Here is a 22,076-nt window from a genome sequence, read left to right as displayed (position 1 = left end):
CGTCGAGCGGGCCAGAGGCCCGCGCTCCGGCGCGCGAGTCACTCAGAGGGAACCAGTCTCAACGTCTGGCGCGCCGGGTCACTCGCCGCTCAGGTCCTCGCCGAGCTTGGCCAGCGCCTCGCCCTCGATCTGGCGCACCCGCTCGCGGGTGAGGCCCAGGCACTCGCCGATCTCCTTGAGGGTCTTGGGCTCCTCGTCGTTGAGCCCGAACCGCATCCGCAGCACGGTCGCCTCGCGCTGGTCCATCTTCTCCAGCAGGATCAGCACCTGCTTGAGGTCGTCGGTCTCGACCATCTCGGTGTCGGGCGTCTTGGCGCGGTTGTCCATGAGCATCTCTTCGATACTCCACCCCTGATCGCCCTGGTCCGCCTGCGGGGCGGCGTTGTACACCCGGATGGCCTTCTTGATGATCGCGAGCTTCTTCTTGGGCAGCCCGAGCAGCTTGCCCACCTCCTCGTGGGTGGGCGGGCGGCCCAGCTCGTCGCTGAGCTTGTTGGTGGCCCGGCGCCACTTGGCGAGCAGCTCGACCATGTAGGCGGGGATGCGGATCGTCTTCGCGGTGTTCACCAGCGCCCGCTTGATGCTCTGCTTGATCCAGTAGCTGGCGTAGGTGCTGAACCGCGTGTTCATCGTCGGGTCGAACCCCTCGACCGCCCGCAGCAGGCCGAGGTTCCCCTCCTCGATGAGGTCCTGGAGGGCGAGCCCTTTGCCGGTGTAGCCGCGGGCGATGTTCACCACCAGGCGCAGGTTGGCGCGCACCATCTGGTCGCGGGCTTCGGTGTCCCCCTGGGCGATGGCGCGGGCCAGCGACTTCTCCTGATCGGCGGTGAGCAGGGCCGTTTCGTTGATCTCGCGCAGGTACGTTTCCAGCGGGGACTGGACTACGTCCGGGCGATAGCGGCGGAGTCGCGACATGGTAACGAGCATCCTGTCTACAAAAGGTCCGATTCGGTCGCGGTCGTCGAGCGAGTCCGCAGCCACCTGCCGGTAGCGGGCCGGGTCGGGAATCGCCGCGTGCGCCGTTACTCGCCCACGGACGAACCCGCAGGGACGTATCGACCGCTGAAACGATAACCTGGATCGGCGCGCGGGTGGAACGCCCAAGTAAGGGGGATTTCGGGCGTCGTCGAGCGAACCAAAAACACAACCCGATCGCCGGAACGAATCGTTACAGCCGGCACACCCGGCGGAGCCCACACTATCGGAGTTCGGGGCGAGCAAAACCCGAGACGGGAGGGAATTGCGGCCGCACCGAACGTACAACTCGCGCCGACGGAACGGCACGCTCCGTTCCGCCCGCGGCAAGCAATTACTTGGGAGCTAGCACAACCTACTCACGGACCGACAATTTAAAAACCCTTAAAGCCCGAAAAAATCGCCCGAACCGCTTCCGTTTTTGTCACGTTCGGCCGCCGGTCGCAGGTTTGCAACCGGGATAAAAACACCCCGGCCCCGGGTATTCGCCGGGGCCGGGGTGAGCGGATTCTGTATTTCTGGACCGCGGTCAGTCGTCCGCGGTCCGGGGCACTCAGTTCTTGTCACCGGGCAACTGGAACAGCGGTCCGGCCGAGCCCATGCCGCCGCGCAGCCCTTCGCGCGGCTGGTCCTTGTCCTTGCCGCCGATGCTGCCGCTGGCGCCTTCCTTCTTGGCTTCCTTCTCGCGGGTGGCTTTCGCCCGCTCTTCCATGGCCTTCTCGGCCTCCGGCCCCTCGATCGGCAGGTCCTGCACGTCGTCCGGAACGGTGTTGTCGTCCACGTTCTTCATGCTCAGGCCGATCTTGCGGTCCTTCGCGTCCACGCGAAGCACCTTCACGTCGACCTCGTCGCCGACCTTCACCACCTCTTCCGGCGACTCGACCTTGGCGTCGGTCAGTTCGGAGATGTGGAGCAGCCCCTCCAGGCCCTCTTCCAGTTGGACGAAGACGCCGAAGTTGGTCAGCTTCGTGACCTTGCCGCGGACCTTCTGGCCCGGCATGTAGCGGCCCGGGATGTCGGTCTCCCACGGGTCGTTGCCCATCTGCTTGAGGCCCAGCGCGACCCGCTTGCGCTCCTGGTCGACGCTCAGCACCACGCAGGTGAGCTTCTGGCCCTTCTGGACCACCTCGGACGGGTTCGACACCTTGCGCACGTAGCTCATGTCGCTGACGTGCAGCAGGCCGTCGATGCCCTCCTCGATCTCGATGAAGGCGCCGTAGTTGGTGAGGTTCCGCACCACGCCAGTGATGACCGTGCCGGTCGGGTACTTCTTGGCCACCTCACCCCACGGGTTGCTCTGGCACTGCTTCATGCCGAGCGAGATTTCCTTCTTGTCGTGGTTGATGTTCAGCACCTGAACCTCAACCTTGTCGCCGATTTGGACGATCTCCTTGGGGTCGGCGATGCGCTTGATCCACGACATCTCGGAGATGTGGACCAGCCCCTCGATGCCCGGCTCGAGCTTCACGAACGCCCCGTAGGGCATGATGTTGACCACTTCCCCGGTGTGGCGGCTGTTGATCGGGTACTTGGCCTCGATGTTCTGCCACGGGCTCGGGGTCTTGTGCTTCAGCGACAGCGCGATCTTTTCCTTCTCGCGGTCGATGTGGAGGATGTACACCTCCAGCGTCTGGTCGATCTGCACCACGTCGCGCGGGTTGGTCACGCGGTGCCAGCCCATGTCGGTGATGTGCAACAGCCCGTCGATGCCGCCGAGGTCCACGAACGCGCCGAACTCGGCGATGTTCTTGACCACGCCGGTGCGGATCTGGCCGACCTCGAGCTCGCCGAGGAGCTTGTCCTTCTGGATCTTGCGGCGGTCCTCGATGAGCTTGCGGCGGCTCACCACGATGTTGCGCCGCTGCTCGTCGATCTTCAGGATCACGCACTCGATGGTGCGCTCGATGTACTCGTCGATGCTCTGCGGGCGGCGGATGTCCACCTGCGAGGCCGGCAGGAACACGTTGACGCCGATGTTGACGAGCAGCCCGCCCTTGATCTTCTTGAGCACCTTCCCGGCGACCACGTCGCCTTCCTTGTGCTTGGCGAGGACCGCGTTCCACTCCTTCTGCCGCTTCGCCTTGCGGTAGGAGAGCTGGATGGTGCCGTCTTCGCTCTCGGCGGTTTCGAGCAGCACCTCGACCGTGTCGCCCGGCTTGGGCGGCGGGGTGTCGGCGCCGTCCTCCTTCCACTCGTCCAGCTTGATGATGCCTTCGGACTTGTAGCCGATGTCGATGACGACGTCGTCGCCGCGGATCTCGAGGACCTTACCGGAAACGATCTTGTTCGCTTCGTAGTCCTGGTCCTCGCGGCCCACCCAGGCCGCGATCTCCTGGGTGAAGATGTCGTCCAGGCCCTCAATGTCTTCGTCGTGGGCTTCGAACTGGCGGAGAAGGTTGCGGTTGACCATAGTTTGGGGAAGGCGGTCGGCCCGAGCGGTCCGGTACGGAGCGGCAGGGACAGGGTTGAAGGTTGCCCCATTCCCGGCGCGCGAAACGCTGCGCGCGTCACACGGAAATGAAGTTTGGGAATTGTATCGACCGTTCGGAATTCGCGACAGGGGGCTTTGATAAAGGATGAAAGATCACGAGCCAAGAACGAACTCGAAACCGTGGGAGCAGTAACCCGCGGCGGACGTTTCCGGTATGATTCAGCCTTCATCCTTCACCCGAACTTCCCCATGAACCCGATCCAGTTACTGAAGTTCGCGCTCGGCGGGCTGTGGCGCCAGAAGGTGCGCACCGCGCTCACGCTCATCGGCGTGACCGTGGGCACCTGCGCGCTGGCGTTCAGCATCGCCCTGGGGCTGGGGCTGCGGGCGTTCATCGACACGGAGTTCCAGGGCCGCGACGACTTCTGGCGCGTCCTCGTGCGGGTGGACGAGCCGGCGCCCGACGAGAGCAACATCCCGCCCGAAAAGGTCGCGGTTCAGGGGGCCATGTCGGACGAGCGGCGGGCGCGCATCCGCGAAGGTCTCGTAGACCGGTACCAGAACAAGAAGGCCCCGAAAGCGCTCTCGCTGCTCACCCGCGAAAAACTGGACGCCATCGGAACCATCCCGGACGTGTCCGAGGTGCGCACGTTCCGCACCGGCGAGGGGCGCCTGTGGGCGGGCGCCGCCGAAAAGCCGGCCCCGGTGTTCGTCACCAGCGGGCGGCTCGACGACCTCGCGCCGCGACTCATCGCCGGCCGGCTGCCGTCCTCCCCGGAGGCGGACGAGATCGTCGTGTCGGAGTTCGCGCTGTACCTCCTCGGCGTTCACGACGACGCGGACCTCGCGAGCGCACTCGGCCGACCGGTGCGGCTCGAAGTGGGCGGGGTGAGGAACAGCTCGTCGCTGGCGCTGGCCCGGGCGCTGCTCGGGCAGCGCCCGCCGGAAGAGCTGACCCTGTCTCAGCTTCTGGTTCTGGAGAAGCTCCGCACGAACCTGCCCAACAGACTCGCCGCGTTCAACCTGAGCGCCGCCGAACAGGCGGAACTGAAAAAGCTCCTCGAACCGCCCGCGGAGCCGACCGACGAGCGCCCGAGCGAATCCGGGAAGACCGCGACGGCGACGTTCCGCATTTGCGGCGTGGTGTCGCGTCTCACCCGGATCGAACGCAAGAAGCTCACCCCGCTCGACGCCTGGGAGCTGGGACAGGGGGACGCGTTCCTCCCGCCGGCGGCGGGCGACCGTCTGTTCCAACAGCTCCCGTGGCACAAGGAAGGCGGGTTCATGTCGGCGGACGTGCGCGTCACGCCCGGCGGGGACCTGCCGACCGTGGTCAAGCGGGTGGAAGATCTGGGGTTCCGCACGCACAGCGGGGCGAAGTGGTTCGCGGCGGCGAAGCGCGAGGTCACGCTGATCGCGGCGGGCCTGAACCTGTTCGCGTTCATCGCCCTGTTCGTGGCCGCGGTCGGGATCACCAACACGCTGGTGACGAGCGTCGTGGAGCGGACGAAGGAGATCGGTGTCCTGCGGGCGGTCGGGGCGACCCGCGGGCAGGTGATGGGGCTGTTCCTGTCGGAAGGTGCGCTGATCGGCGTGTTCGGCGCGGCGGCGGGGCTCGCACTGGCGCGCGGGCTGGCGGCCTGGGCCGACGGGTGGGTGCAAGGGCTGATCGCCGGGCAGATGGACGGGCAGAAGATGCTCTCCACCACGATCTTCGTGTTCCCGGCGTGGCTGTGGGTCAGTTCGGTGGCGTTCGCGGTCGGCGTGACGACGCTGGCCGCCCTGTACCCGGCCCGCCGGGCCGCGCAGATCCACCCCATCGAGGCACTGCGCTACGGGTAGCCCTCAACAGAGTACGATAACGCGTAACGGAGTGAGGCCCGCTCGGAGGGGAGCGGCCAACCCGAGGCGAAGGCAATGTGGCACTGAGCGTAGTAGGAGGGCCAAGAACATTTTGACAGGATCGACAAGATAAACAGGATGAAGACCGATCAATTCGAAATCCTGTTTATCTTGTCGATCCTGTCAAAATTTGTCTTCATCCAGACGAGGCCCACTTGGGCCGAAACGAAGCCACGACCAGCCGCCCATTCCGTCAGGCATCACCTCGACCGGCGTGTTGAGGAGCGAGCGGAACTGCTGCCAGCCACCTGATTTCCGTTACGCAGCGGCTCACGCCACGAGCCGCTGCTCCGCTTGCTCGGCCAGCTTGATCGTACTCAGCCCGCCCCGCTCGGTCGCCACGTCCACCACCTTCAGCCGGGTGCCGGGGGCGAGCACGAACTCCTCTTCACCGGTGAACGCCGAGAAGGCGCGAATGCCGACCGCCGTGACCGGCGCGACCTCGAACAGCGTCCGCCGGCCCCGCGAGCCGAGGAACGCCCGCGCCACCCCCACCTCCGACGTGCAGGACGACACGCCCCACCACGTCACCACCCGGCCGACCGGGTACTGCCCCCGGAGGTCGAGCGGCACCCCGCGCCACAGGCTCGCGCGCCGCTGCGGCAGCCGCGCGACGGCCGAGAATAGCAGTCGCAGGTAGTCGTGGTACGGCGCGACGACCGCCCGGTCGGGGTTCCGCAGCGCGGCGTTGATTTGCCGGTAGAAGGCCGACTCGCACGTGTAAAGGTGAACGGCCGCGATCTCGTCGGCGGTCAGCCCGTGGGCGCCGGCCCCGCCCGCGCGGCGGCCCGCGAACTCCTGGGCGCGCCGGAAATAACCGTCCAACCCCGGCAGCGCCTTCCCGACCCCGGCCGCCGCTTCGGCGAAGCTCGGGAGCAGCCCCCCGAGCAGCCCGGTGATGGCCGGCAGTTCGGCCAGCCCTTCGTCCTTAACGCTCTGCAACCGCTCCAGGTACAGCTTGTGGAGTTCCATCGTGGACGAGATGAACGCGCCCATCCGCGCAGCGGTGTCGTCCGCGGGCGCGTCGGCCGCAACCGAGGCGGGCCGGTCCCAGCCGACGCTCGGGAGCCAGTCGACGGGTTCGGCCCCGAGCGCGCGGAGGGCGTCGTTGACGTCGCCGAAGTGGTCGCCGTTGCAAAAGATGTCGCCCTGGGCGGCGGGGTTGGCGTGGTCGATGTGCCGCACCTTCACGTCCGGGTAGTGCCGCTGGAGCCGCAGCACCACGTCTTTCAGGTTGCGGGCGTGCTGGCCCCACCACACGAACACCACCCCGCGGTCCGGCGCCGCGGCCGACTGCTTGGCGCGCAGGATGTGGTCCACCACCTTCTCGACGACGGGCCGCCAGAACGCGGTGTGCTGGTCGGTGGCGAGCGCGCCGTCGGCGCTGGCGGTGAGCGCGGCGTTGAGCAGCAGCACGCCTTGGGTGAGCATCGCCTGGAACCAGCCGGGCGGTTGGACGGTGTCGTGCTTCTTGAGCAGCGCGCGGATGTCGGCGATGGGCGTGGCCTTGGGGATCTTGTGCTTCCACATCGCCGCCGCCTTGATGATGCAGCGGATGGTGATGACCTTGCCGAACTGGCTGTCGGCCCAGTTGCCGAACGCGTTGTCGAACATGGCGATGCCGGTGGCGCTCTCGGCCCGCGGGTACGGGTTCTGTCCGAACACCACCACTTTCCACTTGTGCGGCGGGTTGGGCTTGAGCGCCTGAAAGGTCAGTTCGCGGACCGGGACGACCTGTTGCCCCCGCTTCGGGCCGATGAACGTGTGGGCGGCGGGCTGCGAATCGATCACCGGCTTGAGAACGGGCAACCAGTCTTCGCCCCCGCCGGCGAACAGTTCGGCCAGCGCGAGCGGGTCGTTCGGTGGGGCGGGTGCGGGGAGCGTGTCGGCGCTCATTTCTGGGGCTCCTGAGTTGGTGGGTATTGTGCCACCGGCTGCCCGGCGCCGCGATGTCGGGTGGGCCGTCGCGCTCGTGCGCACCGGCTGCAACCGACCTGCCGCCCCACACCCCGGCGCGGTACCGTTCCCGCACCGAACCCGTCTTCAACTCAATCCCACAGAGGGCCGTATGACTACCTCTCAACTGCCGGCGCTGAAGGTCGTTCTGGTGGACGTCAACCGGGCCGTCACCGACGCCTGGGAGGCGGTATTTGCAGACGTGCCCAACGTCGAAATCGTCCGCGGTTCGATCACCGCCCGCCGCACGGACGCCTGGGTCACGCCCACCAACTCACTCGGGCGGATGGACGGCGGAGTGGACGCGGCCGTTAACCGCCACTTCCGCGGGCGCATTCAGGCGCTGGTTCAGGACGAGATCGCGAAACGGTACGGCGGAACGATGCCGGTGGGCGCGGCGACGTGCGTGCCGACCGGCGGGCTCCGCCCGCGGTTCCTGATTTCCACCCCAACAATGGTGCAGTCCGCCCAGGACATCAGTGACACGTTGAACGTGGCTCTGGCGTGCGCGGCTGCATTTCAGGCGGTCCACATGCAGAACGCAAAGGAACCGGGGAGCATCGAGTCCTTGGCGCTGCCCGGGCTCGGCGCCGCGACCGGCCGGGTGCCGCCGCGGGTGTGCGCCAACCTGATGTGGACCGCCTTCACCCTGTTCAGCGAGTACGTGTTCAGGGACTACGACACCCTGCGCACGGCGGTGTTGAGCCAGCTTGGCGGACACGACCTGGAAGGGGAAGAGCCGGTTCGCGTGTCCGTCCCGAAAGGGTTGGACGCGCAACCGTTCGTCGTCGGGCCGAACGCGAACTGGAGGCGGTGCCACTCGGGCGAAATGACTTCGTCCGTCCGCGTTGAAGGCGCTCCGGATAAGATGGGCGGGACGCCCTCGAACGAGGAACCGCCATGAAATCGCACACCGAGTACCTGACGTTCAACCTGCCGACGAAGATGGGGTTCCTGAACATCACCCCGCAGGTCGAGGACGCGATCCGCAAAAGCGGCGTGTCGGAAGGGCTGGTGCTGGTGAACTCGATGCACATCACCGCCAGCGTGTTCATTAACGACGACGAGCGCGGGCTGCACCGCGACTTCGGGGTGTGGCTCGAGGAGCTGGCCCCGTTCAACCCGGACCCGAACCACTACCACCACAACCGCACCGGCGAGGACAACGCCGACGCCCACCTGAAGCGCCAGATCATGGGGCGGGAAGTCGTCGTGGCGATCACGAAGGGCAAGCTCGACTTCGGCCCGTGGGAGCAGATCTTCTACGGCGAGTTCGACGGCCACCGCCCCAAGCGGGTGCTGGTCAAGATCATCGGGGAGTAATTGGGGGAGTAGATCAATGAGTCCGGAGCGAACCGCTCGACTGACCTACGAGGAATCGTGCAAGTCCCTTCAACGCCACCATCACCTTGATGACGGAGCCATCCCTGCTATGCCTGACCGTCGCCCCGACATCTATGGAGAAGACGGCGTGCGGTTCTTTCGCACCTGGATCGGGGTGGGGCGTCCGTTCGGGTTGGCACCTTCGAGGCCTGAAGACGACGTGGAGGCGACCGAACATTCCCTCGCCAACTTGAGTCTTCCTCGTACCTTCTTCGGCAAGTCGGAGATCAGTTCGATCTCTTTTAGGAACACGAACCTATCCGAATCCACTCTCTGCTGGAACGACTTCATCGAAGTCGACTTTACGGAAGCCGACCTATCGGGAGCTGACTTGCGTGCTTCGCTCTTCAGGCGAGTCGCTTTCGTGCGGGCTAACCTGCAAAACACCGACCTTCGCCGCTCCAACTTCAAGGAGTGCGATTTCACGGCTGCGGACATGGCCGGGGCGAGGCTAACTCGGAAACAAGGCGAGGGCATCTATCTTTCCGACAAGCAGCAAAAGGTGATCGATTGGCAGGAGAGCGAGGGTGATGAGCCTCTCGGTGGATGACTCGTTCACAGGTAGTGGCAACACAAGCAGAAAGTGGCCAACATCATCAGGGAGTCGATCCGTGCCGCGTCAGAACCGGGTCACCCCGTTCGGCGAAGTTATCGCAGTGCCCGGGCGCGGGCTGTTTATGGGCAACCGCGGACGCCTACACACCGCGAGCGGGCAGATTCGCCGCGGGTGGCAGCTCCGGCGGTGGATCGTCTGTCTGCTGGAGTTCAAGGGCCGGAAGCGCCAGGTGATGACGCCCGGCCACTACACCGAGCTGTTCTTTCTGGACGAAGCCACGGCGTTGGCAGCGGGCCATCGTCCCTGTGCCGAGTGCCGCCGGGAGCGGTTCAACGCCTTTCGCGCACGAGCGCTCGAAACCCGGGGTGACTTACCGGCCCTTTCGGCCGTCGAACTCGACCGCCAACTCCACGCCCAGCGGCTCACCGCGGACGGTAAAAATCGCACCCACCGTGCGCGGCTCCAGGATCTTCCCGACGGAACGTTCGTACTCCTGCCGGATGCGCCGCGGACACCATACCTGATTCGCAGCGGTGTGCTTCTGACCTGGACCGCGGGCGGCTACACGAGCCGCATACCCCAGCCCAGCGCGGAAACGGTCGAAGTGCTTACGCCCGAGTTAACGGTCGGCGCGTTCCGGCACGGGTATGTGCCCGAACTGCACCCGAGCGCGAACTGACGGCCGCGTTACACCGGTTCCGGCGGGAACGTCAGCGCCGCCTCATCGGCCACCAGCGGTCGCCCGGGCGTCTTACTGATGCCACCGAACACCGCCACGCAGAGCCGCTCGGCAGCCGCGGGTTCAGGCATTCTCTTCACTGTTCGCAGTTACACGGCCCGCGGCTTGTCCACGGACGTGGAAGCGCAATAACGAGAGCCTCGAACCGCGGAGAGAACGCTGTGCGTGTTCTCATCTCGGCCGGGAATACGGTAGTGCCGATCGACCCGTTGCGGTGCATCGGTACCGTGTTCCGCGGGCGCACCGGCGCGAACATCGCACTCGAAGCGCATCGCCGCGGGCACTCCGTCCACTTGCTCACGTCTGCCCCCGATGTGCTACGGCCGAGCGATGTGCCGCGCGACCGGTGGGTGACAGAACAATATCGCACGTTCGACGAACTCCACAACGCTATGGCCCGAACGCTCACGAATAACGAGACGGACGCATTCATTCACTCCGCGGCCGTCAGCGACTATCGGATCGCCGGTGCCTACACCCCCGCCTCTGGCGTACCGTTTCACCCCGAATCACAACCGCAAGGAAACGATTCCGGGCTCACGTGCGTGCCCACCGACGCTCCGGAAGTGTGGCTCCGACTGGTACCGACTCCGAAGCTCGTCAACTTGGTGCGCACGCCCTGGGGATTTTCCGGCGTGCTGGTCAAGTTCAAGCTCGAAGTGGGAGCCGACGAGCAGCAATTGCTGGAAACTGCCGAAGCGTCACGGGTCCAATCGCGCGCCGATCTGGTCGTCGCGAACACGCTGTCGGGGCTGACGTTCGTCGGCCCAGTGCGTGGCGCGTACCGGCGGCTGCGGAGCCGCCGGGAACTGGCCACGCGCCTTCTCGATGCGGTCGAAGGGCTCGCGGCAGAGCGCGCCGGGGGAGCATCATGAAAACCGTATACGTCGCAGGGCGGCCCGGCGCATCAGGGCTCGTGCTCCATGAACTGCTGTGCAAACGCAGAGACAGACGCGTGCTGTCGCCGCTCGATAGCTCCAGCCGAGAACGTGACGCCCCGGAGCGAGAAGCCGAGCTACTGAACACGGCGGACGTGGCGGTGCTGTTTGCTGCCCGCGGCGGTGCGCGACGCGCTGGCACGGGTCACCAACTCTGCGGTCCGCGTCATCGACACCAGCCACGTGGAATCGACCATCAGGCAAATGAACCATCGGGTCAAGGGGTCCGAGAAGTTCTGGTCCGAGTCCGGAGCCGAAGCGATCCTCCAACTCCGGGCCGACCGGCTCAGCGAGACCGCACCACTCGACGACTCCTGGGACCGACGCCAAGCTCGCATCACCGGCGACCGCCGCTACACGCTCGCCGTGCAATCGCAATTAAATAAAAAGAATTTCGCCCGTCAGAATCCTGGCAGCAATTTGCTCAGACGTGTCGCAAACTGTTGCCCGTAGGCAGCGAATGCCTGTGATTCACGTCACGCCGCCCGCATGTCGAAAGTCGCGAGGTTTACGCGACTCGGGTCACGGCCCGAACCGGAAGTGCAATACGTCGCCGTCCTGCACGACGTACTCCTTGCCTTCCAAACGGAACCGGCCCGCTTTCTTTGCCCCGGCCTCACCTTCGTACTGGATGTAGTCGTCGTAGCCCACGGTCTCGGCGCGGATGAACCCGGCTTCGAAGTCGGTGTGAATGACGCCCGCCGCGGCCGGAGCCAGCGTCCCGTTCGCGATCGTCCAGGCGCGGGCCTCCTTCGGACCGACTGTGAAGTAGGTCACAAGGTCGAGCAGCTTGTAACCGGCCTTGATGACCTTCGCCAAACCCGTTTCCTCCAGTCCCAGCCCTCCGAGGAACTCTTTCTTCTCTTCTTCGCTCGGCAGGACCGATATTTCGGCCTCGATCTTGGCCGACACGACTACGCACGACGCCCCGCGGGCCGCGGCCATTTCCGCCACCTTGGCGGACAACGCGTTGCCGGTCGCCGCGTGCTGCTCTTCCACGTTGCACACGTACATCACGGGCTTCGAGGTGAGCAGTTGCAGCGAATCGAGCAGTTTGCGCTCGGCCTTATCCTTCGGGTTGACGGCGGTGGCGGGCTTGCCGTCCTGGAGCACCTTGATCGCGCGCTCCATCATCCCGACCTGCTCGGCCAGCGCCTTGTCGCCGCTCTTGGCCTTCTTCTGCGCCGACGAGATCCGCTTTTCGAGGCTGTCGAGGTCGGCGAGCATGAGTTCGGTCTCGATCACCTCCGCGTCGCGCAGCGGGTCGATGCTGCCCTCAACGTGAACGATGTCGGCGTCCTCGAAGCACCGCAGCACGTAGATGATGGCGTTCACGGTGCGGATGTGGGACAGGAACTCGTTGCCCTTCCCTTCGCCCTTGCTCGCGCCGCGCACGAGGCCGGCGATGTCCACGAACTCGAGTTGGGTCGGGATGAGCTTGGCCGAGTTCGCGATCTTCGCGAGTTTGGCGAGCCGCTCGTCCGGCACCGCGACCCGCCCGACGTTCGGCTCGATGGTGCAGAACGGGTAGTTCGCGGCCTCGGCCTGCATGGTCGAGAGCAGCGCGTTGAACAGGGTCGATTTGCCGACGTTCGGCAGCCCGACGATACCGCACTCGAAGCCCATCTTGGTTCATCCCGCGTGGCGAAGCTGATGCGAAACACTTTATTTATCGCAAACCGCTCCGTCGGGGAAGCCGGTGAACCGATCCTTCACGGGCACACCCAGCGAACGCGGCCACGGTGGAGCGACGCCACAGTACCGGTAGGGACACCCGGCCCCTTACGCGAGTTCCTTCAGCACCGCATCCGCGATGCTGCGTCCGATCGCAAGTGACGCGGTCGCGGCGGGCGACGGCGCGTTCAGAACGTGAATCATCCGCGGAGCCTGGCAGACGAAGAAGTCGTCCACCAGTTTCCCGTCGGGGGCCACGGCTTGTGCGCGCACCCCCGCCCCGGCGGGGACGAGGTCGTGAAATGACACTTCGGGGATCAGCTTCCGCAGCGCGTGCCAGAACGCCCGCCGGCTCAGCGACCGGTACATCTCGTGCAGCCCCACGCGCCAGAACTTCCGCGCCATCTTCCAAAAGCCCGGGTTAACCGCTAATTCGGCCAGGTCCGAGAGGTCCACGTCGCGGAACCGGTACCCTTCCCGCTTGAACGCGAGCACCGCGTTGGGACCGCACTCCACCCCGCCGCCGATCATGCGCGTGAAGTGAACGCCCAGGAACGGCAGCCGGGCGTCCGGAACGGGGTAGATCAGGTGCCGGCACAGGTGCTGCGCCCGCGGCTTCAGTACGTAATACTCACCGCGAAAAGGCACGATCCGTACTCCCGGCTCGATGCCACACAGCCGCGCGACCCGGTCCGAGTGGAGGCCCGCGCAGTTCACGAGTAGTTTCGCACGAACCGGGCCGGCGTTGGTCTCGACGGTCAGCGCGTCCGGTTCCGTGCGACAGCCCAGGAACTGGGTGCTCGTGTGTACGCTCCCACCGGCATCGGTAATTTTCCGGGCGTACACTTCGGACACGGCCTTGTAGTCCACGATGCCGGTTTCGGGCACGCGGAGCGCCGCGACGCCCTTCACGTGCGGCTCGATCTCGCGCACCTCGGCGGCGCTCAACCGCCGAATGCCGGTGAGCCCGTTCGCGGTGCCGCGCCGCTCGAGTTCCGCCAGCGCGGGCAGTTCGCTCTCGTCGGTAGCGACTACCAGTTTGCCGCACCGGTCGTGCGGGACGCCGTTCTCAGCGCAGAACTGGTACATGAGTTCCCGGCCGGCGGCGCAGTTGAGCGCCTTCGCGGACCCCGGCTTGTAGTACAGTCCGGAGTGAATGACCCCGCTGTTGTGACCGGTCTGGTGCTGCGCGAGGTGACCTTCCGCCTCGATCACCGTGACCGTGGCGCGCCCCGCGAGTGCCAGGCCCGTTCCGAGCCCGACGATCCCGCCGCCGACGATGAGTACGTCCGTCGTGTGCATGGGGACAGATTATCGTGAACCGCGGCGAAATTCGTAGTCCGCCCCGCGACGGGGGCGCCCCTGGAGATTGTAACCGTTCACGGCCGACGGGTTGCTCGGTATGAGCTTCGGCGGAGGGTTGCCGTCTCGCGCCGCCTGTCTGGTGTCGGTGAGGAACGCGAGGATCTTGTTGGCCGTCTCCACCCGCGGGTCCGGCAGGTCCGCGAACACGCTCGTCAGGGTCAGAGCCATCGGTTGCTCCTGGAACCCGTGATACGCACAAACCCTTACCCGGCCACTACTTCATAGTGCGCAGGCCCTGCCACAACGTGAGAGCTAAAATAGCCTGTCTAATGTCATTTCCCACACGCCCGAGTCGTTCGCCTCCGCGTTAACCTGCCACACCGAGGCGCCGACGTGCAGTTCGGCCGGGTCCAACGCCTTCGCCCAGCCGTCCTCGGACACCGACGCCATCCGGGTCCCGTCCGGGCTGAAGCAGGCGACGTTCACGCACGCGGCGCGCGGCTGGATGACGATTACGTCGGCCCCGCCCCGACGGCGAGCCGCGCCCGGGCCGCGGCCACCTCGGCCGCCCGCATCGCGGCGAACCGGTCCAGGTGGTCCCGCAGCAGCGGCGAGACCTCCCACCTCGCGTACCGGCCCCACGTCCGCTCGGCGCGGGCCGCCTGCTCGCAGAAGCCCTCGGCGTACACCACCCGCCCCTGATCGACGAGCTTCACGAACAGCGGCTCGCCGTCGACGCTCTCGCTCCGGTCCGCGACCACCAGCGTGTCGCCGCGGGCGTACACGCGCACGTACCCGGGGACGGTCTCCTTGCCGGGCGAGTTGGAGAACTTCACGTTGGGTCGGTCCGCGGTGGCGGTGCGCTTGAACGCGGCACTGACCGTGTCGCGGTGGACCAGCTTCCACCAGTACCCTCCGGCCCCCGGGAACAGCATCGTCGGTTCGACGCCGGTCTGCGCGCGGAACGTGTCGTACACCCGCCGCACCCCCTCGGGCGTGACCTCGTCCTCGAAGACGATCACCCGCGGCGGGATGCCGAGCTGCTTCATCTTCTGGAAGTACAGCACGCACTGCCCCGCAATCTCCCCGCTGTCCACCCGCACCCCGACGCGGTCCGTTTCGGGGTGCGACCGGATCACCCGCAGGGCGTTTTCCAGCCCGACGGTCTCGGCGTCCACGAGGTCGCACAGCAGCGAGGCGGCGCCCATCTTCGACACGAACCGGTCCATCATCTCGAACTCGGCTTCGGCCAGCGTCCGGTCGAACGACTGGGCGGCGCACATCATCTCATGGCCGATGGTGCCGATCGACCGGAACAGTTCGGGCCACATGAACTCGGCGGTGTCGTTCGACGTGAGCTGCGGTGCCCCTTCGTCCCCGGCCCCGCCTACGAACCGCGCCAGCAGCAGGATGAGGTTGCACACCTCGACGGGCGCGGACCGCAGCCCGAACTCGGCGTCGCGCGGGGTGGCCGCGCGCATCAGCCGCGCCTTGGTGGCCTGGATCACCGGCGCGAAGTAGCGGCACATCGCGGGCTCGGTGTAAGAGATCAGCGCGCCCGGACCCTCGAACGTGAGGCACGGGACGCCGGCGAGGAACGTCTGCCCGCCCGGCAGGCCCCACACGTCAACCGGGAGCCTCAGCTCCTCCCCGGGCTGCGCGAGGACCGCGTCCCAGACCTCGGCGGGAAAGGCCTTCGTCGCGGAGTGTCGGGCGTACCAGTCGCGCGCCAGTAGGATGTCGCGGCGTCGCAGGGGGCGGTGGAACCACTGCGCGAGCACGGCCTCGTGCCCCGCCATCACGAGTCGGTTGTTCGCGCCCGGCTCGGGCAACCCCTTGCGAAACGTCAGCGTGTACGCCGCGGGCTGAAGCGCGATGTCGGGCACGGCGGCCCACATGGTGCGCTTGTAAGTGTCCGTGCTCCCGAGCCAGCCGCCGAGCAGAAACAGCTTGGCAAAGAACTCGTCGCGCATCTCCGCGCGTTTCGCGGCGAACGGGTCGGTGGGCATGGGAATCTTCACGGGTTCGGATCGAGCGGGTGCTTGCGCTTCGAACGCGGCCCGCTCGCGAAGTGCGATGGGGAATCGAACGGCGCGGCGTCAGTCGTCGGTGTCCACGTCGAGCGACTTCATGATCGCGGCCAGCACCGGCTCGTTGCGGGCGCGGTCGTACTCGCTCACCTGAACCATCAGCAGCAGCGGCCCCGCGTCCGTGGCCACGCACCGCACGCGGCAGGTGGTCGTGGTGTCCGCGGTGATGAAGTCCGCGTTGAACCCGACCGCGGGCAGCCCGCAGATCGTCTCGACCACGTTTTCGGCGTCGAGTTCCTGGTAATCGGCCCGCAGCGCCTCGAGCGTCTGGTCCGCGATGTCGCCGGGGTGGTCCGCCTCCGGCTGGAGCGACATCATCAGGAACGCCGTCTCCGGGCTGGAAACGGTGACCGTCCACGCCCCGCTCTCGGCGTCCTCGGCCTCCTCAATGTCCCACGATTCCGGGTACCGGATGGCGATGCGGTCGCGCTCGAACGTCTGCATGTCCCGTGTCGCAAAGTCGAAGTCGTGAAGTCGTGAAGTCGGAAGCGGTCAGCGTCTGGGTCTTCGACTTGGCGACGTTCGACCTGACGACTTCCGACGGCGTCACGAAACGCCTTCCTGCGTCTCGCGCACCAACTGGCTCACCACGGCCCGGGTGCTGCCGACCTCGTTGAACGTTTTCAACTGCCGGTCGGCGCTGGAGCCGCCCTCCATAATCTTATAGGCGTATTCCACCTCGGCGCGCGTCCCCAGTTCGTCGAGCACGTCGCGCAGGAACCAGTCGATCAGCTCGTGGATGAGTTCGCGGACCGGCACCTCCTTCTGCTTGCCGAGGTCGAGCATCTTGCCGTCGAGCCCGTACCGCACCGCGCGCCACTTGTTCTCCTCGATCAGCTCCGTGGGGTACACGCGGAACGTCAGGTTGTCGCGCCGCAGCTTCCACAGTTTGGCGATGATCGCCTGGAAGATGGCGGCGATGCACACCGCCTCGTCCACCTTTGTGCACACGTCGCAGATGCGGAACTCGAGCGTCGGGTACCGGTGGTTGGGGCGCACGTCGTACCAGATCTTGGACCCGTCCGGGATGCAGTTGGTGCGGACCATCGCCTCCACCATCCCGTTGTACTCGGGCCACCCGTCGAAGAACGGCGGCATCCCGGACCGCGGGAAGTGACGGAAAATGATCGACCGGTAGCTCTTGAGCCCGGTCCGGCGCCCGGTCCAGAACGGGGACGAGGTGCTGAGGCAGAGGATGTGCGGCGCGAAGTACCGCGCCACGTTCATCGCGTCGATGAGGAAGTCGCGGTCCTCGATCCCGATGTGAACGTGAGTGCCGAAGATGAGCAGTTGGCGGGCCAGATCCTGCATGTCGTTCTGCACGCCGAGGTACCGCTCGAACGGGGTGATCTCCTGCTGCTCCCAGTTCGAAAACGGGTGCGTGCCGGCCGCCGCGATGACCAGCCCGTGCCGCCCGGCCAGTTCGGAAATGCTCCGGCGCAGCTTCACCAGCTCGTTGCGCGCGTCGGCCGGCGTCTGGCAGATCTCCGTCCCGACCTCCACCATCGACTGGTGCAGCTCGGCCTTGATCTGCTCCTTGAGGATCAGCTTCCCCTCGTCAAGGATCTGGGTGATGTACGACTTCAACTCACCCGTCGCAGGATCGATGATCTGGTACTCTTCCTCAATGCCGATCGTGAGCGACGGGGCTTTCATAGGGAAGCGTTTTGGTATTGGGGTGCGGGGGTCCGTCGGCCGCCATCCAGTTTCCGCGACGGGAACGGCGGACGCCACACCTTTACCCACGATCCCGGTTCGTCACCAGCACAACCGGCGAGCGGTTCTGCCGACCTCACCAGGAATGCGGACCGAAAGTCAGAACAGAGCGACGAATTGTTAGCCGGCGCGGAAGACGTGTTACGGAATACAAACGCAATCCGGCCCGGAGTTTATTACTCCGAACCGGGGCGCATGCGAGGAGCGGGTCAGTCGGAGAAGGCGCACAGCGACGCGATCGCATCCGCGGAGCCGTCGCGGAGCCAGCCGTCGAGCTGGGCGGGGTCTTTGAGCTGCTGCCCGCGCGGGCGGGGCACCGCGACGAACCCGCAGTCCACGCCCCCGACGGCCGTCATATCGCCCCACAGCTTCTCGAACTGACATACCGGGTACACGTCCTCTTGCCCGTGCCCCCAGCGCTTCTTCACGTCCTTGAGCGTCACGTACGTCGGGAGCCGGGGCGCCATGCGCCCGATGGCCTCCCCCACCTTTTCGGCGTCCGCCAGATCGGCGCGCGTCAGACCGAACCACGTGAGCAGTTGGTCGATGTCCACCCAGGTGGTGAGGGTGTTGTAAAAGGTGAGGTTGAACTCCTCCTCCTCGCGCGGCATCGCGAGCCCTTCGACGATGCGCACCTTCCCGTCCACGCGGGCCAACCCGCCGCCGCGGTCGTCGATCCGCCGCCCGATCACCTCGTAGGTGAGCGCCCGGCCGGACGCGATGTGCAGCCCCAGCACCCCCGGGTCGAGGGCCGCGCCGAGCGTGTCCACGTTGTGGACGAGCAGGTACTTGAGCCGCGGGCGCTCGGCCAGCAGGTCCCGGAGCGTCCCGTTCAGGAGCAGGTTCGGCACCTCGTACCAGTGGCCCACCGGGTGCAGGCACTGGGGCGGCTCGTTGTCGGTGTAGTCCGCCCCCTCGCCCGCCGCCTTGGCCCAGCCGATGAGGGCCGCGTGGGCGCTCTCGCGGACCCGCTGCTTGCGCTCGTCGAGCACCTGGTGCGCGGTCTCCTCCCACGCGAACCGCAGGTCCCGCTCCATCGGCACCAGGCGCAGCCCGACGGACGCCCCGGGCGAGAGCCGCACCGGCCCCGGGTAGACGTAGGAGCGGTTGCCGTCCAGGTGCGCCCGGATCGGCTCGTGCGTCAGGTACCCCGTCGTGAACACGTGCGGCACCGGCGCCCCGACGAGGTCCGACACGCGCCGGCTCTTCGCCAAATGGATCTCGAGGAACGTGCGGTGCCGGCCGGCGAGCCGCACGAACGGGTGGAGCGCCTTCACCACGCCCGCCCCTTGCGTCCACCGGCTCCCGGCCCCGGCCGCCAGCGTCACCACCGCGGCCTCACCGGCCTCCAGCGCCGCACGGCCCCGTGCCACGTGCTCCGCGCTTATACCAGCGCGAGCATCAGACACGTCGCCGGGCTTCACGTCCTCGACCACCGTCGACGCCGGGAGCCGGTTCTGGGCCAGCCCGATGAGGCCGCGGCGCAGGTCCGCGCGGACGCGCTCGTGCTGCTCGCGGTCGAACCCGTTGGCCGCCAGCAGTTCGGTCAGGGTGCCGCTCCGGGCGGCGGCGGCCGGCGCGCTCGGCAGCATGCGGTCGAACAGCGACTCCACCAGGCCCGCCAGGTCTCCTCCCCGACGAGCGGCCCGGCCCACGCGGTCGAGTTCGGCCCGCTTCGACGCCGGCACCGCGCGCGGGTCCTCGCGGAGCCACCGCGGGACGAGCAGGGCGTAGTACCCGCGCGGCAGGAGCGACTCGTCCGCGGGCAGCAGGTCGGCGGCGGTGCCGCGCGGGTTGATGGCGAAGTCGTAGACGACCGGTTCCATCGCGAACGGCAGGCTCGTGCGCAGCGCGCCCCGCAGCCGGGACATCTCGGCGAGCAGGAACCGCTGCGCCTCCGGCTTCCGCTCGGGCGCGACGATGAACCCCATCCCGCCGCCGGACATCCCGCCCAGCATCCAGAAGCCCCAGAAGTCCGTACCGAAGTGCGCCCGCGTCGAGGCGATCAGCGCCTCGGTGAACGCGTTGGTCGCGGCCGGGATGATGGTCTGGATCGGCCCGCCGAAGTTCCGCGTGGTGGCGGCGCCCAGCGCCCGCACCTCGCCCCGCTCCAGGCGCCCCACGATCTCGTCGAAGAACCCGAGCGCCTCCTGGCGGGCGGCCCACTCGCGCTCCTCGCGGAGCAGGTACTTCTCCGTCACCATCTCGAGCACCGGGCCGACGTTCTGCGCCATGCCGCCGTGGACGAGCACGAGGCTGTCTTCCAGCCGCCGCCGCGCGTCCGGCGGCACGCGGTCCGGACCCAGCACCGTGTGCCGCGGGAGCAGGCACCCGCGGCTCACGCCGAACTCCGGGTCGCCCTCGGCCGCGGCGGCGCCCTCGATGAGCTTGATCCCGGGCCACACCCCGCCCGAGTCCTGCCACCCGCCGCCGGACCCGCCGATCCACTCGCCGAGGATGGCCCGCGCCGCGACCAGCCGGCGCTCGGGCTCGCTCAGCCCGCCGGTGAGCGCCTTCGCCTGCCCCGTGGTGCGCATGCACACCGCGATGAGGGCCGCCAGCAGGTTAGTGGACACCGCCAGCCGCGAGCCCTTCGGAATGTCGTTCACCACACTGACCAGCTCGATCCCCAGCCCCGGACCGACCAGCGCCTCCAGCACCTGGCCCAGCTCCTGGCGCACGCCCTCCAGGCCCGGCGGGATCAGCCCCGACGCGATCACCGCGGCCTTCAGCAGCCCCAGGTAGTCCCGTGCGAAGTCGAACACCTCGTCGAGCGACCGCACGTCGGCCGCGGCGTCCAGGTCCACGCTCACCAGCCGGAGCACCGGCTCGTCGATGACCCGGAAGTAGACCTCAATGGGCGGCCGCGGGGCCGCGTCCCGCCCGTTCACGCCCAGGTCGATGGACACGTTCAGCACCCGCGCCCCTTCCGGGTAGTCCATGCCCAGGAAGAAAATATCGCTCCAGCACGAGTGGGACAGGTCCATGCGCACGGGGGTGCGCTCGCGGAGCACCGGGAACGGGGTGCCGGGACCGGACCGGGCGAGCAGTTCGGGGCGCACCCGGAGCGGGTGCTCGTCGGCCGACCCGGTGCGGAACATCCACCGGTTGCCCGGGGCCCCGCGGACGCTCGCCCGCACCTGGTCGGCGAGGGTCTGGAACGCGAGCGCGTGGTACGCCGCGGCCAGGGCGCTGCACAGCGGGTCGCTCGGCCCGCGGGCCGCCTCCTCCGCGCGGAACAGCCGCACCGCCTCGTCGAACCGCCGGCCCATGAGCCGCTCGACGCCCGCGTAGGGCACCCGGCCGGCGGCCGGCAGTTCGGGCCGGGCGGGCAGGTGGAACCGGTCGATCGCGTACAGGAAGAACAGCGCCCGGACCCGCTCGTACAGGTTCTCGCGGTCGCGCCGGAACCGGTCGAGGGCGTCCCGCTCGGCCAGCAGCTCGCCGTAGCCGAGGGCGCGGCACGCGGCGGCCAGGGGGGTGTTCCGCACCGCCGGGTCGGCGGACGTGATCAGGTCGCTGAGCGGCATAGGCGGATCAGCCCCGCTGGGCCAGGAGGTCGATGATCTGGGCCAGGATCCGCTCCCGGTCCACGCCGTCGAGGGCGAGGGCGAGCTGCGCCGTGAGCAGCCCGTACTTGAGCCCGGTGTCGTACCGCTGCCCGGCCACCTCAAGGGCGAGGTAGCGCTCGCGCCGGGCCAGTTCGGCGAGCGCCGGGGAGAGGGCCAGCGGCTCCGCCCCCCGCGCGGCCTGCTCGGCAAGGAGGCCCATGACCGCGGGGGTGAGCACGTGGATGCCGAAGAAGCACAGGTAGAACCCGGCCCGCACCCCGGGCACCGAGAGTACCTGCTCGGCCTCGCTCGGGGTCGGCTTCTCGAGCACGTGCTGGACCTCGTACAGGTCCGGGCGGCGGGGCACCCGGCGCCCGCCCACGGCCCCGTAGAACCGCAGCGCCCGCTCCCGGGTGGGCTGCACGGCCGAGACCGCGCACCCTTCGGCCCGGGCCAGGTCGGCGACCTGCTTCGCCGAGCGGGTGGCCCCGCGGGCGACGAACAGGTGGTCGCTGACCATGTGCAGAAACGGGCGGCCGGCGGTGAACTCGCGGGCGAGCAGCACCGCGTGGCCGTAGCCGAGCGGCTCGGGCTGTTCCACGAAGGTGAGCCGCCCCGCGTGGGGGCCGGCGGCCGCCCGGTACGCGGCCGCGTCGCCCGGCGCGATCACCAGGCACACCTCCTCGGCGCCCGCTTCGACCGCCTCGTCGAGCACGACCTCCAGCGCCCGCTTTTCCGCGCCGTCGCGGTCCACGAGGGCCTGCACCGGCAGCCCCCGCTGGCTGCGGCCCGCGGCCGTGATCACCGCCTTGGTCACTTCCATCGCACCACCCGCTTGGAACGAGACGACCGTGTGAAGT

The 22,076-nt window shown here is 67.7% G+C and carries 20 protein-coding genes; 7 read left to right on the top strand and 13 right to left on the bottom strand.

The window, feature by feature from the left end; translation table 11 throughout:
• Positions 1-78 precede the first annotated feature (78 nt).
• Together GobsT_RS10190 and GobsT_RS10185 are read right to left on the bottom strand one after the other, a co-directional pair.
• A complete protein-coding gene (locus GobsT_RS10190) occupies positions 79-915 on the bottom strand; it encodes a sigma-70 family RNA polymerase sigma factor (protein WP_010049480.1) in 837 nt (278 codons plus the stop codon).
• 613 nt (positions 916-1,528) lie between these two features.
• Positions 1,529-3,385: a 30S ribosomal protein S1 gene (locus GobsT_RS10185; protein ID WP_010049481.1), complete on the bottom strand. Its 1,857-nt coding sequence runs from the start codon at positions 3,383-3,385 to the stop codon at positions 1,529-1,531.
• 270 nt (positions 3,386-3,655) lie between these two features.
• Here GobsT_RS10185 and GobsT_RS10180 point away from each other — a divergent pair, with 270 nt between their 5' ends.
• Positions 3,656-5,248, top strand: a complete 1,593-nt coding sequence (locus GobsT_RS10180; protein ID WP_010049482.1) for an ABC transporter permease — start codon at positions 3,656-3,658, stop codon at positions 5,246-5,248.
• Positions 5,249-5,578: 330 nt separating this feature from the next.
• Here GobsT_RS10180 and GobsT_RS10175 read toward each other — a convergent pair whose 3' ends face one another.
• On the bottom strand, positions 5,579-7,204 hold the full coding sequence (locus GobsT_RS10175; protein WP_010034932.1) for an ADP-ribosyltransferase domain-containing protein: 1,626 nt from the start codon (positions 7,202-7,204) through the stop codon (positions 5,579-5,581).
• A 172-nt stretch (positions 7,205-7,376) separates the two neighbouring features.
• Here GobsT_RS10175 and GobsT_RS10170 point away from each other — a divergent pair, with 172 nt between their 5' ends.
• The 4 genes from GobsT_RS10170 to GobsT_RS10155 all read left to right on the top strand — a co-directional run bounded on the left by GobsT_RS10170 (position 7,377) and on the right by GobsT_RS10155 (position 9,882).
• The gene (locus GobsT_RS10170) at positions 7,377-8,168 is read left to right on the top strand and encodes a macro domain-containing protein (protein WP_010034935.1); all 792 of its coding nucleotides are present in this window, start codon (positions 7,377-7,379) and stop codon (positions 8,166-8,168) included.
• On the top strand, positions 8,165-8,587 hold the full coding sequence (locus tag GobsT_RS10165) for a secondary thiamine-phosphate synthase enzyme YjbQ (protein ID WP_010034938.1): 423 nt from the start codon (positions 8,165-8,167) through the stop codon (positions 8,585-8,587). Before GobsT_RS10170 ends, GobsT_RS10165 begins: the two co-directional genes overlap by 4 nt.
• Before the next feature lie 109 nt (positions 8,588-8,696).
• Entirely contained in the window at positions 8,697-9,197 is a 501-nt protein-coding gene (locus tag GobsT_RS10160; protein ID WP_010034939.1) for a pentapeptide repeat-containing protein, read from the top strand.
• A 61-nt stretch (positions 9,198-9,258) separates the two neighbouring features.
• Positions 9,259-9,882, top strand: a complete 624-nt coding sequence (locus GobsT_RS10155) for a hypothetical protein (protein WP_010034940.1) — start codon at positions 9,259-9,261, stop codon at positions 9,880-9,882.
• 8 nt (positions 9,883-9,890) lie between these two features.
• On the opposite strand, the gene GobsT_RS40450 is transcribed toward GobsT_RS10155, so the two are convergent.
• Positions 9,891-10,013 carry a hypothetical protein gene (locus GobsT_RS40450; RefSeq protein WP_010034941.1) on the bottom strand — a complete coding sequence of 41 codons (123 nt, stop codon included), beginning with the start codon at positions 10,011-10,013 and terminating at the stop codon, positions 9,891-9,893.
• A gap of 90 nt (positions 10,014-10,103) precedes the next feature.
• Here GobsT_RS40450 and GobsT_RS10150 point away from each other — a divergent pair, with 90 nt between their 5' ends.
• Together GobsT_RS10150 and GobsT_RS10145 are read left to right on the top strand one after the other, a co-directional pair.
• Positions 10,104-10,817, top strand: coding sequence for a phosphopantothenoylcysteine decarboxylase domain-containing protein (locus GobsT_RS10150; RefSeq protein WP_063744560.1), 714 nt, complete (start codon positions 10,104-10,106; stop codon positions 10,815-10,817).
• Positions 10,818-10,988: 171 nt separating this feature from the next.
• On the top strand, positions 10,989-11,333 hold the full coding sequence (locus tag GobsT_RS10145; RefSeq protein ID WP_010034945.1) for a hypothetical protein: 345 nt from the start codon (positions 10,989-10,991) through the stop codon (positions 11,331-11,333).
• A gap of 69 nt (positions 11,334-11,402) precedes the next feature.
• Here the strand turns inward: GobsT_RS10145 and ychF are convergent, their stop codons facing one another.
• The 9 genes from ychF to GobsT_RS10105 all read right to left on the bottom strand — a co-directional run bounded on the left by ychF (position 11,403) and on the right by GobsT_RS10105 (position 22,039).
• Positions 11,403-12,506: a redox-regulated ATPase YchF gene (ychF, locus tag GobsT_RS10140; RefSeq protein WP_010034947.1), complete on the bottom strand. Its 1,104-nt coding sequence runs from the start codon at positions 12,504-12,506 to the stop codon at positions 11,403-11,405.
• A gap of 156 nt (positions 12,507-12,662) precedes the next feature.
• The gene (gene lhgO, locus GobsT_RS10135; RefSeq protein ID WP_010034949.1) at positions 12,663-13,856 is read right to left on the bottom strand and encodes an L-2-hydroxyglutarate oxidase; all 1,194 of its coding nucleotides are present in this window, start codon (positions 13,854-13,856) and stop codon (positions 12,663-12,665) included.
• 9 nt (positions 13,857-13,865) lie between these two features.
• Positions 13,866-14,087 carry a hypothetical protein gene (locus GobsT_RS10130; protein ID WP_010034952.1) on the bottom strand — a complete coding sequence of 74 codons (222 nt, stop codon included), beginning with the start codon at positions 14,085-14,087 and terminating at the stop codon, positions 13,866-13,868.
• An 84-nt stretch (positions 14,088-14,171) separates the two neighbouring features.
• A complete protein-coding gene (locus GobsT_RS37635; protein ID WP_157506544.1) occupies positions 14,172-14,345 on the bottom strand; it encodes a hypothetical protein in 174 nt (57 codons plus the stop codon).
• A 26-nt stretch (positions 14,346-14,371) separates the two neighbouring features.
• On the bottom strand, positions 14,372-15,868 hold the full coding sequence (locus GobsT_RS10125; RefSeq protein ID WP_010034957.1) for a hypothetical protein: 1,497 nt from the start codon (positions 15,866-15,868) through the stop codon (positions 14,372-14,374).
• Between the two features lie 90 nt (positions 15,869-15,958).
• Positions 15,959-16,393: a hypothetical protein gene (locus GobsT_RS10120; protein ID WP_010034961.1), complete on the bottom strand. Its 435-nt coding sequence runs from the start codon at positions 16,391-16,393 to the stop codon at positions 15,959-15,961.
• A 102-nt stretch (positions 16,394-16,495) separates the two neighbouring features.
• Positions 16,496-17,605, bottom strand: a complete 1,110-nt coding sequence (locus tag GobsT_RS10115) for a carboxylate-amine ligase (RefSeq protein ID WP_010034963.1) — start codon at positions 17,603-17,605, stop codon at positions 16,496-16,498.
• Positions 17,606-17,874: 269 nt separating this feature from the next.
• The gene (locus GobsT_RS10110; protein ID WP_010034966.1) at positions 17,875-21,195 is read right to left on the bottom strand and encodes a UTP--glucose-1-phosphate uridylyltransferase; all 3,321 of its coding nucleotides are present in this window, start codon (positions 21,193-21,195) and stop codon (positions 17,875-17,877) included.
• A 7-nt stretch (positions 21,196-21,202) separates the two neighbouring features.
• A complete protein-coding gene (locus tag GobsT_RS10105) occupies positions 21,203-22,039 on the bottom strand; it encodes a sugar phosphate nucleotidyltransferase (protein WP_010034969.1) in 837 nt (278 codons plus the stop codon).
• Positions 22,040-22,076: the final 37 nt, after the last annotated feature.

Source organism: Gemmata obscuriglobus (assembly GCF_008065095.1).
GTDB lineage: Bacteria > Planctomycetota > Planctomycetia > Gemmatales > Gemmataceae > Gemmata > Gemmata obscuriglobus.
The sequence above is the reverse complement of the archived record's forward strand: the minus strand, read 5'-3'. Positions and strand labels throughout refer to the sequence as shown.

Bases quoted from the DNA above. Each gene is read 5' to 3' on its own strand.
- GobsT_RS10175 (WP_010034932.1), bottom strand. From the start codon at position 7,204: ATGAGCGCCGACACGCTCCCCGCACCCGCCCCACCGAACGACCCGCTC.
- GobsT_RS10165 (WP_010034938.1), top strand. From the start codon at position 8,165: ATGAAATCGCACACCGAGTACCTGACGTTCAACCTGCCGACGAAGATG.
- GobsT_RS10120 (WP_010034961.1), bottom strand. From the start codon at position 16,393: ATGCAGACGTTCGAGCGCGACCGCATCGCCATCCGGTACCCGGAATCG.
- GobsT_RS10170 (WP_010034935.1), top strand. From the start codon at position 7,377: ATGACTACCTCTCAACTGCCGGCGCTGAAGGTCGTTCTGGTGGACGTC.
- GobsT_RS10115 (WP_010034963.1), bottom strand. From the start codon at position 17,605: ATGAAAGCCCCGTCGCTCACGATCGGCATTGAGGAAGAGTACCAGATC.
- GobsT_RS10130 (WP_010034952.1), bottom strand. From the start codon at position 14,087: ATGGCTCTGACCCTGACGAGCGTGTTCGCGGACCTGCCGGACCCGCGG.
- GobsT_RS10125 (WP_010034957.1), bottom strand. From the start codon at position 15,868: ATGCCCACCGACCCGTTCGCCGCGAAACGCGCGGAGATGCGCGACGAG.
- GobsT_RS10190 (WP_010049480.1), bottom strand. From the start codon at position 915: ATGTCGCGACTCCGCCGCTATCGCCCGGACGTAGTCCAGTCCCCGCTG.
- GobsT_RS10180 (WP_010049482.1), top strand. From the start codon at position 3,656: ATGAACCCGATCCAGTTACTGAAGTTCGCGCTCGGCGGGCTGTGGCGC.
- GobsT_RS10105 (WP_010034969.1), bottom strand. From the start codon at position 22,039: ATGGAAGTGACCAAGGCGGTGATCACGGCCGCGGGCCGCAGCCAGCGG.
- GobsT_RS10185 (WP_010049481.1), bottom strand. From the start codon at position 3,385: ATGGTCAACCGCAACCTTCTCCGCCAGTTCGAAGCCCACGACGAAGAC.
- GobsT_RS10110 (WP_010034966.1), bottom strand. From the start codon at position 21,195: ATGCCGCTCAGCGACCTGATCACGTCCGCCGACCCGGCGGTGCGGAAC.
- GobsT_RS10160 (WP_010034939.1), top strand. From the start codon at position 8,697: ATGCCTGACCGTCGCCCCGACATCTATGGAGAAGACGGCGTGCGGTTC.
- GobsT_RS40450 (WP_010034941.1), bottom strand. From the start codon at position 10,013: ATGCCTGAACCCGCGGCTGCCGAGCGGCTCTGCGTGGCGGTGTTCGGT.
- lhgO (WP_010034949.1), bottom strand. From the start codon at position 13,856: ATGCACACGACGGACGTACTCATCGTCGGCGGCGGGATCGTCGGGCTC.
- ychF (WP_010034947.1), bottom strand. From the start codon at position 12,506: ATGGGCTTCGAGTGCGGTATCGTCGGGCTGCCGAACGTCGGCAAATCG.